At 41.3% G+C, this 12,931-nt stretch carries 13 protein-coding genes and 1 riboswitch; of the genes, 12 read left to right on the forward strand and 1 reads right to left on the reverse strand.

Annotation, left to right across the window (positions count from 1 at the left end):
- Positions 1-35: 35 nt before the first annotated feature.
- The 12 genes from MHB51_RS14825 to purD all read left to right on the forward strand — a co-directional run bounded on the left by MHB51_RS14825 (position 36) and on the right by purD (position 12,388).
- Entirely contained in the window at positions 36-446 is a 411-nt protein-coding gene (locus MHB51_RS14825; RefSeq protein WP_066164534.1) for a hypothetical protein, read from the forward strand.
- A 66-nt stretch (positions 447-512) separates the two neighbouring features.
- Positions 513-701 (forward strand): NETI motif-containing protein, encoded by a 189-nt coding sequence (locus MHB51_RS14830; protein WP_066164536.1) that lies wholly within the window; start codon positions 513-515, stop codon positions 699-701.
- An 86-nt stretch (positions 702-787) separates the two neighbouring features.
- Positions 788-887: riboswitch (purine riboswitch) on the forward strand.
- 125 nt (positions 888-1,012) lie between these two features.
- On the forward strand, positions 1,013-1,501 hold the full coding sequence (gene purE / locus MHB51_RS14835) for a 5-(carboxyamino)imidazole ribonucleotide mutase (RefSeq protein ID WP_066164539.1): 489 nt from the start codon (positions 1,013-1,015) through the stop codon (positions 1,499-1,501).
- The gene (purK, locus tag MHB51_RS14840) at positions 1,498-2,628 is read left to right on the forward strand and encodes a 5-(carboxyamino)imidazole ribonucleotide synthase (RefSeq protein ID WP_342558474.1); all 1,131 of its coding nucleotides are present in this window, start codon (positions 1,498-1,500) and stop codon (positions 2,626-2,628) included. The genes purE and purK overlap by 4 nt, the downstream gene beginning before the upstream one ends.
- A 57-nt stretch (positions 2,629-2,685) precedes the next feature.
- Complete coding sequence (gene purS, locus MHB51_RS14845; RefSeq protein WP_342558475.1) at positions 2,686-2,931, forward strand: phosphoribosylformylglycinamidine synthase subunit PurS; 246 nt, start codon at positions 2,686-2,688, stop codon at positions 2,929-2,931.
- Between the two features lie 3 nt (positions 2,932-2,934).
- Positions 2,935-3,618 (forward strand): phosphoribosylformylglycinamidine synthase subunit PurQ, encoded by a 684-nt coding sequence (gene purQ / locus MHB51_RS14850; RefSeq protein WP_342558476.1) that lies wholly within the window; start codon positions 2,935-2,937, stop codon positions 3,616-3,618.
- Positions 3,605-5,836: a phosphoribosylformylglycinamidine synthase subunit PurL gene (purL, locus tag MHB51_RS14855; protein WP_342558477.1), complete on the forward strand. Its 2,232-nt coding sequence runs from the start codon at positions 3,605-3,607 to the stop codon at positions 5,834-5,836. The genes purQ and purL overlap by 14 nt, the downstream gene beginning before the upstream one ends.
- Positions 5,812-7,236, forward strand: coding sequence for an amidophosphoribosyltransferase (gene purF / locus MHB51_RS14860; protein WP_066164946.1), 1,425 nt, complete (start codon positions 5,812-5,814; stop codon positions 7,234-7,236). The genes purL and purF overlap by 25 nt, the downstream gene beginning before the upstream one ends.
- Positions 7,237-7,394: 158 nt before the next feature.
- A complete protein-coding gene (gene purM / locus MHB51_RS14865; protein ID WP_066164554.1) occupies positions 7,395-8,450 on the forward strand; it encodes a phosphoribosylformylglycinamidine cyclo-ligase in 1,056 nt (351 codons plus the stop codon).
- Positions 8,450-9,007, forward strand: coding sequence for a phosphoribosylglycinamide formyltransferase (gene purN / locus MHB51_RS14870; protein ID WP_066164556.1), 558 nt, complete (start codon positions 8,450-8,452; stop codon positions 9,005-9,007). The genes purM and purN overlap by 1 nt, the downstream gene beginning before the upstream one ends.
- Positions 9,008-9,227: 220 nt before the next feature.
- The gene (purH, locus tag MHB51_RS14875) at positions 9,228-10,754 is read left to right on the forward strand and encodes a bifunctional phosphoribosylaminoimidazolecarboxamide formyltransferase/IMP cyclohydrolase (protein WP_066164560.1); all 1,527 of its coding nucleotides are present in this window, start codon (positions 9,228-9,230) and stop codon (positions 10,752-10,754) included.
- Between the two features lie 377 nt (positions 10,755-11,131).
- Complete coding sequence (gene purD / locus MHB51_RS14880; protein ID WP_342558478.1) at positions 11,132-12,388, forward strand: phosphoribosylamine--glycine ligase; 1,257 nt, start codon at positions 11,132-11,134, stop codon at positions 12,386-12,388.
- 175 nt (positions 12,389-12,563) lie between these two features.
- Here the strand turns inward: purD and MHB51_RS14885 are convergent, their stop codons facing one another.
- Positions 12,564-12,779, reverse strand: coding sequence for a DUF2892 domain-containing protein (locus MHB51_RS14885; protein ID WP_066164566.1), 216 nt, complete (start codon positions 12,777-12,779; stop codon positions 12,564-12,566).
- Between the last annotated feature and the right edge of the window lie 152 nt (positions 12,780-12,931).

The raw sequence follows: 12,931 nt of genomic DNA on the forward strand, positions 1-12,931 counted from the left end.
TATTGCGCGTCAAATAGGAAAAGGAGGCGCTGAAAGTGAAAAGAAAAATAGTAGCGAGCTGTATACTACTTATATGTGTAGTTACTGTTATGATGGGTGTTTCTTATATTCCACAGAAGTTGTTAAAAGTTGAAGAAAAGGAAGTATTGAAAATCGAAATAACGAATGGATTTACTGGTGAAAAAACGGAAGTAACGAATGCGGCGCAAATTTCACAAATCCTTTTGAATTTAACTGATATTACAATTCAAAAAGAGCAGTCTGCCAAAGATTTAAAAGGGTATCATTACAGTATCACAATTTATACGGACAAAGGGATAGCACAGCAGCTAGCAATTCATGATGAGGAGACAGTTATTTATAAAGATGCCCTCTATAAAACAAAGGGAAAATCAATTGATAAAGCATATATAGAGCATCTACTTAAAGAAGTGACAAACATTTGACAAAATTTCATGCTCATTCATGCTATAGTAGAGATAGTAGATGGACGATTGGAAGGATGAACAACATTGTCAAAAAAGCAGGTTTGGTATGAGGTGCAGGAAGGTGAAACAATTGAGCAATGCCTAGAGAGAATGGAGCGAGATGGCTATTCGATAGGTGGAAGGAAAGAAGAGCCAATGTTTCATTTAGTGGATGGGCAACCAACCTATTTGCGCCAAAAAATTCAATTTAAAGGTATACTACGAAACGAATAGTTGTTAATTCCGAACATTAATGTTTTCTGAAAATTTATCGTTCGCATTTTTGCGTTGATTTTATAGAAAAGGCTTGTTAAAATGTGAACAGGAAAACATTTTACCCGCATATATGCTAAAGGATATGGCTTTAGTGTTTCTACCCGGTACCGTAAATTCCGGACTATGTTGGGAAGCAACTATTCAATTTTAGAATGATATAAAAAGAAAGCAGATTCTTTTATTATTCGATCCTTGAGTAGTTTGCTTTCTAGTACATAGAAAGCAAACTATTCGAGGATTTTTTATTAAAATTTAAGGAGTGCGAGATGATGAGTCCAAAGATTGGCGTTATTATGGGAAGTTCTAGCGATTGGGAAACAATGAAGCATGCATGCGAAATATTGGATGAGCTACAAGTACCTTATGAAAAGCAGGTGGTGTCAGCACATCGCACACCAGATTTAATGTTTGAATATGCAGAGGCAGCCCGTGGACGAGGGATTCAAGTAATCATTGCTGGTGCTGGTGGTGCAGCGCATTTACCAGGAATGGTAGCTGCGAAAACAACATTACCAGTAATTGGTGTGCCAGTACAGTCCAAAGCATTAAATGGTCTTGATTCTTTATTATCAATTGTCCAGATGCCAGGTGGTGTACCGGTTGCAACTGTGGCGATTGGTAAAGCAGGGGCGACGAATGCTGGTCTACTTGCAGCACAAATTTTATCAATAATAGATGCAGCGCTAGCAGAGCGTTTAGAAAAGCGCCGCGAAGTGATTAAAGAGCAGGTGCTAGAAAGCACAGGTGAATTACAGTGACAAAAGTTATTTATCCAGGGCAAACAATCGGTATTATTGGTGGCGGTCAATTAGGACGTATGATGGCTTTAGCAGCGAAGGAAGCAGGCTTTAAAATTGCTGTTTTAGAGCCAGCCATGGATTCACCTTGTGGACAAGTTGCTGATATTCGCATTGTGGCAGCTTATGACGACGAGGCGGCACTTGAGGAGTTAGCAGAAGTAAGTGATGTCATCACTTACGAATTTGAAAATATTGATTACGAAGGTTTAAAGCGATTAACACAAATTGCTTATGTACCACAAGGCGCTGAACTTGTGCGCATTACGCAAAATCGCGTAACGGAAAAAGCAGCAATTGTAGAGGCAGGCTGTCCAGTTGCTCCTTATGTTGTTGCAGAGAGCTACGCTGAGCTCGTGGCGAAAATTGACGAAATTGGCTTTCCATGTATCGTGAAAACTGCTCGTGGAGGCTATGATGGGAAAGGTCAGCAGCTATTAAAATCGACGGCTGATTTATCATTAGCAGAAGAGTTATTCGAACATTCTGTTTGCATTGCAGAAGGTTTTGTCCCTTTTGAGAAAGAAATTTCTGTAATTGTGCAACGAAATGGACAAGGGCAAACATGTTGCTTGCCTGTTGGAGAAAATATTCACGTTAATCACATTTTACATGAAACAATTGTCCCTGCGCGTATTGCGCAAACAACTTATGAAAAAGCTACAGAGGCAGCTACAAAAATAGCAGATTCTCTAAATTTAGTTGGTACATTAGCTGTTGAAATGTTCGTTTTAGAAAATGGGGAGCTTGTGATTAACGAGCTAGCACCAAGACCGCATAACTCTGGGCATTATTCAATTGAGGCGTGTAATATTTCTCAATTTGCACAGCATATACGAGCGGTATGTGGCTGGCCACTGCGTGAGCCGAAGCTATGGGCGCCAACAGTTTCTATTAATGTTTTAGGACAGCATATTATTCCATTAACGAATTCAATAGCTAAATATCCAAACTGGTCTGTTCACCTTTATGGAAAGGCTGAAGCGAAGATTAATCGGAAAATGGGACATGTTACGATTATGACAGATGATATTGAGGTAACCTTACAAGAAATAAAAGGTGCAGAAATTTGGGCTGATGATGTGTAGTAAGCATTGCCAGCATAGGTAAATCATTATATTCAAGATAAATGGGAGGAAACAACAGTGAAAAAAGTGAAAATTTACGTAACGTTAAAGGAAAGTATTATTGAGCCACAAGGAACTGCAGCAAGCAATACTTTAAAGCAAATAGGCTATGAGGAAGTACAAAGTTTACGTGTAGGAAAATATTTAGAACTAACAATTGCTGATACGGATCGTGACATTGACACAATTGTGAAGGAAGCTTGTGAAAAGGTATTAGTAAATACAATTATGGAAAACTATCGCTACGAAATCGAGGAGGCCTAATCTATGAAATTTGCAGTACTCGTATTTCCAGGTTCAAACTGTGATTTAGACATGTATCATGCGGTCAAGGATCAATTGGGGGAAGAAGTAGAGTATGTTTCTCATAAAGAAACATCATTGGCAGGCTTCGACGCTCTATTAATACCGGGGGGTGCGTCTTATGGCAACTACTTACGTCCAGGTGCACTAGCTGCTCAGTCAAATATTATTCCGGCTTTAAAGGAATTTGTAGCACAAGGTAAGCCGGTGCTAGGAGTAAGTAACGGGTTTCAAATTTTAACTGAGGCAGGCATTTTACCGGGAACTTTATTACGCAATAAAGGAATTAACTTTATTTGCCGTACAGTTCAATTAAAGGTTGAAAATAATAATACATTATTTACGAATGAATACGAAGCAGAAGAAATTATTTCAATTCCAATTGCACATGAAGATGGTAATTACTACTGTGATGAGGAAACGTTAGCGAAATTAAAAGAAAACAATCAAATTGTTTTCACTTATTCAGGTAATAATCCAGATGGCTCCTTAGCAAACATTGCGGGTATTGTAAACGAACGAGGAAATGTACTAGGGATGATGCCTTATCCGGAGCGTGCAGTAGAGCAAATTATCGGTGGTACAGATGGATTAAAATTATTCAAATCAATTGTAAAGCAGTGGAGGGAACAACATGTCAACAAATAATTTCGAGCCAACTCCAGAACAAATTAAAGAGCAGCGTATTTATGCAGATATGGGTATGACAGATGAGGAATACGATTTAGCTGTAGAAAAGCTTGGTCGTCAACCAAACTGGACAGAAATCGGTTTATTTTCTGTCATGTGGTCTGAGCACTGTTCTTATAAAAAATCAAAACCTGTATTGCGTAAATTCCCTACAACTGGCCCTCAAGTATTACAAGGTCCTGGTGAAGGAGCGGGAATTGTTGATATTGGTGACGGTCAAGGTGCTGTATTTAAAATGGAATCGCATAACTACCCATCTGCTATCGAACCTTACCAAGGAGCAGCAACAGGTGTAGGTGGGATTTTACGCGATGTTTTCTCAATGGGTGCACGACCAATCGCAGCAATCAATTCTTTACGCTTCGGTGAATTACAGTCAGAGCGTGTAAAATACTTATTTAAAGAGGCAGTAGCAGGTATTGCAGGCTATGGTAATAGCATTGGTGTGCCAACTGTAGGAGGGGAAGTACAGTTTGACCCTTGCTATGAAGGTAACCCACTTGTTAACGCAATGGTTGTCGGTTTAATTGACCATAAAGATATTCAGCGCGGTGTAGCAGCGGGTGTTGGTAACACAATTATGTATGCAGGCGCTCCAACTGGGCGTGATGGTATTCACGGTGCAACGGCTTCTTCCTCTGAATTAGCAGATGATTCGGCAGAAAAAAGCTCACCAGTACAAGCGGGTGACCCATTCGTAGAAAAGCTATTAATGGAAGCTTGCTTAGAGGCTGTAAAATCTGACGCTTTAGTCGGTATTCAAGACATGGGTGCAGCAGGTCTTACTTCTTCATCAGCAGAAATGGCTTCAAAAGCGGGTACTGGTGTTGAAATGAATTTAGATTTAGTGCCTCAGCGAGAAGAAAATATGACAGCATATGAAATGATGCTTTCAGAATCACAGGAGCGTATGCTACTTGTTGTTAAAGCCGGTCGTGAGGACGAAGTGAAGGAAATCTTCGGGCGTCATGATATAGAAGCTGTGGCAATTGGACACGTGACAGATGATAAAATGCTGCGTTTATTACACAAAGGCGAGGTAGTAGCGGAGTTACAAGCAGATATTCTTGCCGAGGAGGCGCCAGTTTATTATATGCCAGATGCTGAGCCAGCGTATTTTGCTCAATATCAGGCGATGGAAAATGCTGAGCCTACTGTAACAGATTATAAAGAAACATTAGTAAAATTATTAAAAACTCCTACAATTGCTTCTAAGGAATGGGCATATAGTCAATTTGATTCTGAGGCACGTACTAGCACAGTTGTTGGACCGGGGTCGGATGCAGCAGTTGTACGTGTGCGCGGAACAAATAAAGGGTTAGCTATTACAGCGGATTGTAATTCTCGTTATATTTACTTAGACCCAGAAACAGGCGGTAAAATTGCGGTAGCGGAGGCTGGACGTAACATCGTATGTTCTGGTGGAGAGCCTCTTGCGATTACGGACTGCTTAAACTTTGGTAATCCAGAGAAACCTGAAGTATTTTGGCAGCTACAAAAGTCAGCAGATGGTATTGCCGCAGCATGTTTAGCGTTAGATGCACCTGTTATCGGCGGAAACGTGTCGATGTATAATGAGCGTTCAGGTGAGGCTATTTACCCGACACCAACAATTGGTATGGTCGGTTTAGTAAAAGATTTAGCGCATGTGACAACACAGGAAGTGAAGCAAGCGGGTGATATCGTTTACTTAATAGGTGAAACGAAAACTGAATTTGGTGGCTCTGAGCTACAAAAATTAGTTGAGGGCAAGATTTCAGGTAAGGCACCAGCAATTGATTTAGAAGTTGAGGCTGCCCGTCAAAAGGCATTATTAGAGGCGATTCGTGCCAATTTAGTACAGTCAGCGCACGACGTATCAGAAGGCGGCGTAGCTGTAGCACTGGCGGAGAAAACATTTGCCGCGCAAGGGCTTGGCGTGAATATAACATTACAAGGTTCAGCAACAACAGTATTATTCGCTGAATCACAATCACGTTTTATCGTGACAGTAAAAGCAGAAAATGCAGCTAGCTTTGAAGCAGCAGTAGCAGATGCGAAGAAAATTGGTACAGTAACAAATGATGAAAAAATTACAATTAATGGAGAAACAGCCACTCTTGTGGAAGGGACAGTCGAAGAGTTCCGTTCTGCTTGGAAAGGAGCAATTCCATGCTTGCTGAAATCAGAGGCTTAAACGAAGAGTGTGGTGTATTCGGGATTTGGGGCAACTCAAATCCTGCTCACCTAAGCTATTACGGTTTACATGCCTTACAGCACCGCGGGCAAGAAGGTGCTGGTATTGTTGTAACAGATGGTGAAGGACTTCGTATTCAAAAAGGTGAAGGCTTAGTAAGCGAAGTATTCAATGAAGATAAATTAAAAAGAATAAATGGTAAGGCTGCAATTGCCCATGCGCGTTATGCTACGGGTGGCGCGCGCGGCATTGAAAATGTACAGCCATTATTATTTCATTCTTCTACTGGCAGTCTAGCAATTGCCCATAATGGCAACTTAGTAAATGCGAGTCATTTACAGCAATATTTAGAAAGACAAGGAAGTATTTTTCATTCTAGCTCTGACACAGAAGTCGTGGCTCACTTAATTAAGAAAAGCAAACTCTCTCCATTTCGCGCTAAAGTAAAAGAGGCTTTGAACCTATTAAAAGGTGCTTACTCATTGTTAATTATGACGAAGGAAGAAATGCTTGTTGCAAGAGACCCACATGGTTTGCGTCCATTATCTTTAGGGAAGCTTGGAGATGGTTGGGTTGTTGCTTCTGAAACATCTGCCTTTGATTTAATTGGTGCAGAGTTTGTTCGCTCAATTGAACCGGGGGAATTACTAATTATTAATGACCAAGGTATCACATCTGACCGTTTCGTTGAGATGCAAGGTCGTGCAATGTGTGCGATGGAGTATGTATATTTAGCGCGCCCAGATTCAGATATTGATGGTATTAATGTTCATATGGCACGTAAACGTATGGGCAAACAGCTAGCGAGAGAATGTGCTCATATTGAGGGCGATGTAGTGACAGGTGTGCCAGATTCAAGTATTTCTGCAGCGATTGGCTTTGCGGAAGAGAGTGGGATTCCATATGAGCTTGGTTTAATTAAAAATCGCTATGTAGGACGCACATTTATTCAGCCAACACAAGAATTGCGTGAGCGCGGGGTAAAAATGAAATTATCACCGGTTGTTCAAGTAGTGAAGGGCAAGCGTGTTGTCATGGTAGACGACTCGATTGTTCGTGGAACGACATCAAAACGCATTGTGAGAATGTTGAAGGAGGCAGGAGCAGCGGAGGTGCATGTTGTTATTTCATCACCACCAATGACAGACCCTTGCTTCTATGGTATCGACACATCGACACATGAAGAGCTTATCGCAGCAAGCCATAATGTGGAAGAAATTAGACAGGCTATCGAGGCAGATTCATTAACATTTTTATCTGCGCAGGGCATGATTGATTCTATCGCTCGCCCATTTGAAGATGAAAATGGCGGTTTATGTCTAGCTTGCTTTAGTGGGAAATACCCAACTGAAATTTTTCCTGATACACTTTTACCACATGAAAAAGAATTATTAAGTTAAAAAGAAATACGTATTTCCCTTTCAAATTTGGGCAACCACAAAGTCAGTCCTTTTTTGAATGGGAAATACGTCAATAAAATGCGGATGGAGCTGTTTGAGAAGTCATATAAAGACAGCTTTCAATCATCGGTTAATCCAACAAAGGAGGCGCTTTTCGCATGTCGAAAGCATATGAACAAGCAGGTGTAAATATAGAGGCTGGCTATGAAGCTGTAAAGCGTATGAAATCTCACGTTGAACGTACAAAACGGTTAGGTGTGATGGGCACGTTTGGTGGCTTTGGCGGTATGTTTGATTTGTCTACATTAAACTTGAAGGAGCCTGTATTAATTTCGGGTACTGATGGGGTCGGAACGAAGCTAAAGCTAGCTTTCATGGTTGATAAGCACGACACAATCGGTATCGACTGTGTTGCTATGTGTGTCAACGATATCGTTGCACAAGGCGCAGAGCCATTATATTTCCTAGACTACGTAGCTGTCGGCAAGGCGCAGCCAGCAAAAATTGAACAAATCGTAAAAGGTGTTGCAGATGGTTGTGTGCAATCAGGCGCAGCATTAATCGGTGGCGAAACAGCAGAAATGCCAGGTCTTTATGAGGAAGATGAATATGATTTAGCAGGTTTTGCAGTAGGTGCTTGTGAAAAGAGCGCTATTATTACAGGTGAAAAAATCGCTGAGGGCGATGTGCTTGTTGGGATAGCTTCAAGCGGTGTGCATTCTAATGGTTATTCATTAGTCCGCAAAATTGTTTTTGCAGACAATGGCTATGCAGTAGACCAAGTAATAGAAGGTTATGAGGCATTAGGTCCTATCGGTGAAGCCTTACTTGTGCCAACAAAGCTTTATGCGAAGCCTGTGTTAGCAGCAATTAAAGCAGCGGATGTACATGGGTGTGCACATGTTACAGGTGGTGGCTTCTATGAAAACTTGCCACGTATGATGCCAGAAGGGCTAGCTACAGAGGTTGATTTAGGCTCTTGGCCAGTATTGCCTGTATTTGAATTTTTAAAGGAAAAAGGTCAGTTAGCTGATAAGGATTTATATAATGTATTCAACATGGGTATTGGCTTTGTTATTGCTGTACCAGCAGCAGATGCTGACAAAGTGCTTACGGCTGTTGAAGCGAATGGCGAAAAAGCCTATGTAATCGGTCGCGTTGTAAAGGGTGAGGGCGTGATTTTTAACGGTGAGCATGACGGGAGTTTAGTGTAATGACGAAAATAGCAGTATTTGCGTCAGGCAGCGGTAGCAATTTTCAAGCTATTGCAGAAAGCATTCAGCGCGGTGAGCTAGATGCTAAAATTGAGCTAGTCATAACAGATAAACCAGGTGCCTTTGTAGTAACGCGTGCCAATGAGCTAGGCATCCCAGTGCTAGAGCTAGCACCGAAAACATTTCCTTCAAAGGCCCATTATGAGCAGGCGATTATTGATGCATTACAAGAAAAGAAGATTGAATGGATTGTTTTAGCAGGCTATATGCGCTTAATTGGGGAAACTTTATTAGCAGCGTTTCCTAACCGCATCGTTAATATTCACCCGTCTTTACTTCCATCTTTCCCTGGGAAAGATGCGATTGGACAAGCATTTGAGCATGGTGTAAAGGTAACAGGTGTGACAGTCCATTTTGTAGATGCAGGCATGGATACAGGTCCAATCATCGCACAGATAGCAGTAGATATTGCCGAGTCACGCGAGGAAACAGAGGAGCGAATTCATAAAGCAGAGCACAAATTATACACCGCTACACTGCAACAGTTATTTCAATAAAAGACGGGGCTGCGCGGCAAGGTAGCCCCTACATTTTTATCGGCTATAGTAGGATACTTGCCACTAGAAAGGAACTCAGTCTAAAAGCATCACTCGTACATAATGACTGGGTGGCCGACATCTTGTTGGCTAAACTTGCACGGATGTCGCAGGTCGGCTCGGGGAAATTTGGACGAGAGTTAGCCGAGGTATAATTGATTATAAATTGGAGGATTTTATCGTGGGTAAACGTGCACTTATTAGTGTTTCGAATAAAGAAGGTATTTTAGAATTTGCAAAAGAATTAGTTGCATTAGGTTATGAAATTTTATCAACTGGTGGTACAAAAAGCATGTTACAGGACAATCATGTACCTGTAACAGCAGTCGATGAAGTAACAAAGTTTCCAGAAATTTTGGATGGACGTGTAAAGACATTGAATCCGTTAATTCACGGAGGCCTTTTAGGAAAATTTGATGATGCTTCACACCAAGCGCAAATGAATGAGCATGGAATCGAGCCAATTGAGATTGTTTGTGTAAACTTATATCCTTTTGTTGAAACAATTTCAAAGCCTAATGTATCATTGGATGATGCGATTGAAAATATCGATATTGGTGGACCTACAATGTTACGTTCTGCTGCGAAAAATCATCAATATGTAACGGTCATTGTAGATGCAGCAGATTATGCGCAAGTATTGGAAGAACTTAAGGCAAATGGGGCAACGACGCATAAAACACGCCGCAAGCTTGCAGCAAAAGTATTCCGTCATACAGCAGCATACGACTCATACATTTCAAATTATTTAACAGAGGAAGATTTCCCAGAAAGCCTAACTTTAACTTATGAATTGAAGCAAAATTTACGCTATGGTGAAAACCCACATCAAAAGGCGGCGTTCTATCAAAAGCGTCTAGGTTCTGACTTTTCAATTGCATTTGCAGAACAATTGCACGGTAAAGAGCTTTCTTACAATAATATTCAAGATGCAAATGCGGCATTGCAAATTGTGAAGGAATTCGAGATGCCTGCTGCTGTCGCAGTTAAACATATGAACCCATGCGGTGTCGGCACTGGCGCAACGATTGAAGAAGCATTCAATAAAGCATATGAAGCAGACCCAACGTCTATTTTCGGTGGCATTATTGCATTAAACAAGGAAGTGGACGTAGCAACAGCTGAAAAGCTTGGCGGCATCTTCTTAGAAATTATTATTGCACCTTCATTTACAGAACAAGCATTGAACATTTTGACAGCGAAGAAAAATATCCGTCTAATGACAATTGATTTCTCACAAGCGAAGCAAGACCAATTCAATGTCGTATCCGTAGAGGGCGGCTTGCTTGTCCAAGAGCCAGACCGTTTCGGCTTTAATGATGCAACAATCGATGTAGTAACGGACCGTAAACCAACTGAGGAAGAATGGAATGCCTTAAAATTAGGCTGGGCTGTAGTGAAGCATGTGAAATCAAATGCAATTGTCGTTGCAGACAGCCAAATGACATTAGGTGTGGGCGCTGGTCAAATGAATCGTGTAGGCGCGGCGAAGATTGCTTTTGAGCAAGCGGGTGTGAAGGCACGAGGTGCAGCTTTAGCATCGGATGCCTTCTTCCCTATGGGCGACACAGTGGAGGCGGCACATGCAGCAGGTATTACTGCAATTATTCAACCAGGCGGCTCAATCAAGGACCAAGAATCAATTGACAAGGCAAATGAATATGGCATCACAATGGTATTCACAGGCGTACGCCACTTCAAGCACTAAAAAACAATAGCATAAGTAAAATAGAGCGGTTATAATAGAATAATGTTTCGTTGCTACTTTTGGTCGGAGAAGCAACAGAAGCGTTATGAAAAATGCCTTAGCTTTTAGGCGGGCATAAAAACAGCATGCCTTTGGCCGGACATGCTGTAAAAAAAGCTGCGATTAAATTATCCACTTTGGCCGGGGGAAATTAATCGCAAATTATCATATTTAAGCAACAGCACTATTTTGGTCGGGTACGTTTGTTGTGTAAATAATGATAAAAACGCTCGCTGCAATAGCGGGCGTTTTTTTGTAGGAAAAGAGAATTCACAGATAAGTCATAAAAAACGAAAAATAAGTAAAGGCTATGATGATAAACGGGAGGTTAGAGAAAAATGAAAGTTCTTGTAATTGGCAGTGGGGGGCGTGAGCATGCAATTGCTAAGCAGTTTAGTGTTGCGCCATCAGTGGAGAAAGTATTTGTTGCACCTGGTAATGATGGGATGCGAGCGGATGCTGAAGTAGTAGCAATTGATGCAATGGATTTTGCTGCATTAGTAGCGTTTGCAAAGGAGCAAAGCATTGATTTAACATTTGTTGGACCTGAACAGCCATTGGCAGCAGGCATTGTAGATTATTTTCAGCAGGAGGGCTTGACGATTTTTGGTCCGACAAAGGCCGCAGCTCAAATTGAGGGCTCTAAATCCTACGCCAAGGAAATTATGCAAAAATACAATATTCCGACGGCTGCATATGCAACATTTACAGAAGCAGCGCCTGCTATTGCTTATATTAAGGAGCAGGGGGCACCAATCGTTGTAAAGGCGGACGGACTAGCAGCAGGTAAAGGTGTAATAGTTGCGCTAACGGAGCAAGAGGCAATTGATGCGGTCAATGATATGATTGGCAATCAGCTTTTTGGTGACTCTTCTTCACGTGTTGTAATTGAAGAGTTTTTAGATGGTGAAGAATTTTCATTTATGTCTTTCGTACATAAAGGGCAAATTTATCCGATGGTTATCGCGCAAGACCATAAGCGCGCTTACGATGGAGATAAGGGACCGAACACAGGTGGTATGGGTGCTTATTCGCCAGTACCTCAAATTCCACAAGAAGTTGTTTCAAAAGCTTATATTGAGATTGTAGAGCCAACTGTAAAAGCAATGGAGGAAGAAGGCGTATCTTTTTCAGGTATTCTTTATGCAGGGCTTATTTTAACGGCAAAAGGTCCAAAAGTAATTGAGTTCAACGCACGTTTTGGAGACCCAGAAACACAGGTGGTACTGCCGCGCATGGCATCTGACTTTGGCTTGTTTATGCAAGCTTTAATGTCTGAAAAATATTTTGATTTACAATGGTCAAATGAAGCAATGTTAGGTGTAGTTATCGCAGCAGAAGGCTACCCTGGTGATGTAGAAAAAGGCAATGCATTACCGAATTTACAAACGATAAGTGAAAAATATGCCGTGTACCATGCTGGTACAAAGCTAGTAAATGGCACATATGTAGGAAATGGTGGTCGTGTCTTACTTGTAGCGGCAAAAGCCGATACATTGCTAGAGGCACAACAAAAAGTATATGAAGCAATTGAAACGGAAAGCTGGGATAAATTCTTCTTCCGCAAAGATATCGGCTGGCGTACATTGCAATAAAAAGAAAAGATGGGAAGTCGCTTTAAAGTTAGTGTTTTATGAATCGCTAAATGATTCATATTAAAGAATAGTGGCTGTCTAGAAAGTGGCGTGTTAGCCATGTTTTCTGCAACGAGTGATGGCAGAAGCATTTTTTCTAGACAGCCCTATCCGTTTAATCCCCTATTACCGACTGTTAGTGCATATGCTCTTGTTTGCCTCCAAACATTGCTTTCATCGGGCAGTAATGGAAAATTCCTTCAGCAATTTTCATAGCACCTGCCGCAATTACAAGATGACCTGTCCAGCAATTAGGGCGATGGGCAATACGACCAACACCACAGGCTGTCATTGTGACACCACAAATTAGGCGCATAAAAGCGTTACGTTCTGAAATATTTTCTTCTAACAAAAATAGTCAACTCCTTTTAATTTCTTTCAGCGGATGTCCAAACACCCGCTGAAAGAAATTAAAGTCTCCGGCGGATGTCACAGATTTTAACTTGTTCGCGCTTTGCTTTATGAAAGTGCTGTGATACGATAAAGGCGATGCGTTACGTAAAT

Source organism: Metasolibacillus sp. FSL K6-0083, assembly GCF_038630865.1.
Lineage (GTDB): Bacteria > Bacillota > Bacilli > Bacillales_A > Planococcaceae > Metasolibacillus > Metasolibacillus fluoroglycofenilyticus.

Excerpts from the sequence above, each read along its gene's own strand:
- purL (WP_342558477.1), top strand. The coding sequence starts at position 3,605 with ATGTCAACAAATAATTTCGAGCCAACTCCAGAACAAATTAAAGAGCAG.
- purF (WP_066164946.1), top strand. The coding sequence starts at position 5,812 with ATGCTTGCTGAAATCAGAGGCTTAAACGAAGAGTGTGGTGTATTCGGG.
- purN (WP_066164556.1), top strand. The coding sequence starts at position 8,450 with ATGACGAAAATAGCAGTATTTGCGTCAGGCAGCGGTAGCAATTTTCAA.
- purQ (WP_342558476.1), top strand. The coding sequence starts at position 2,935 with ATGAAATTTGCAGTACTCGTATTTCCAGGTTCAAACTGTGATTTAGAC.
- purD (WP_342558478.1), top strand. The coding sequence starts at position 11,132 with ATGAAAGTTCTTGTAATTGGCAGTGGGGGGCGTGAGCATGCAATTGCT.
- purM (WP_066164554.1), top strand. The coding sequence starts at position 7,395 with ATGTCGAAAGCATATGAACAAGCAGGTGTAAATATAGAGGCTGGCTAT.
- purE (WP_066164539.1), top strand. The coding sequence starts at position 1,013 with ATGAGTCCAAAGATTGGCGTTATTATGGGAAGTTCTAGCGATTGGGAA.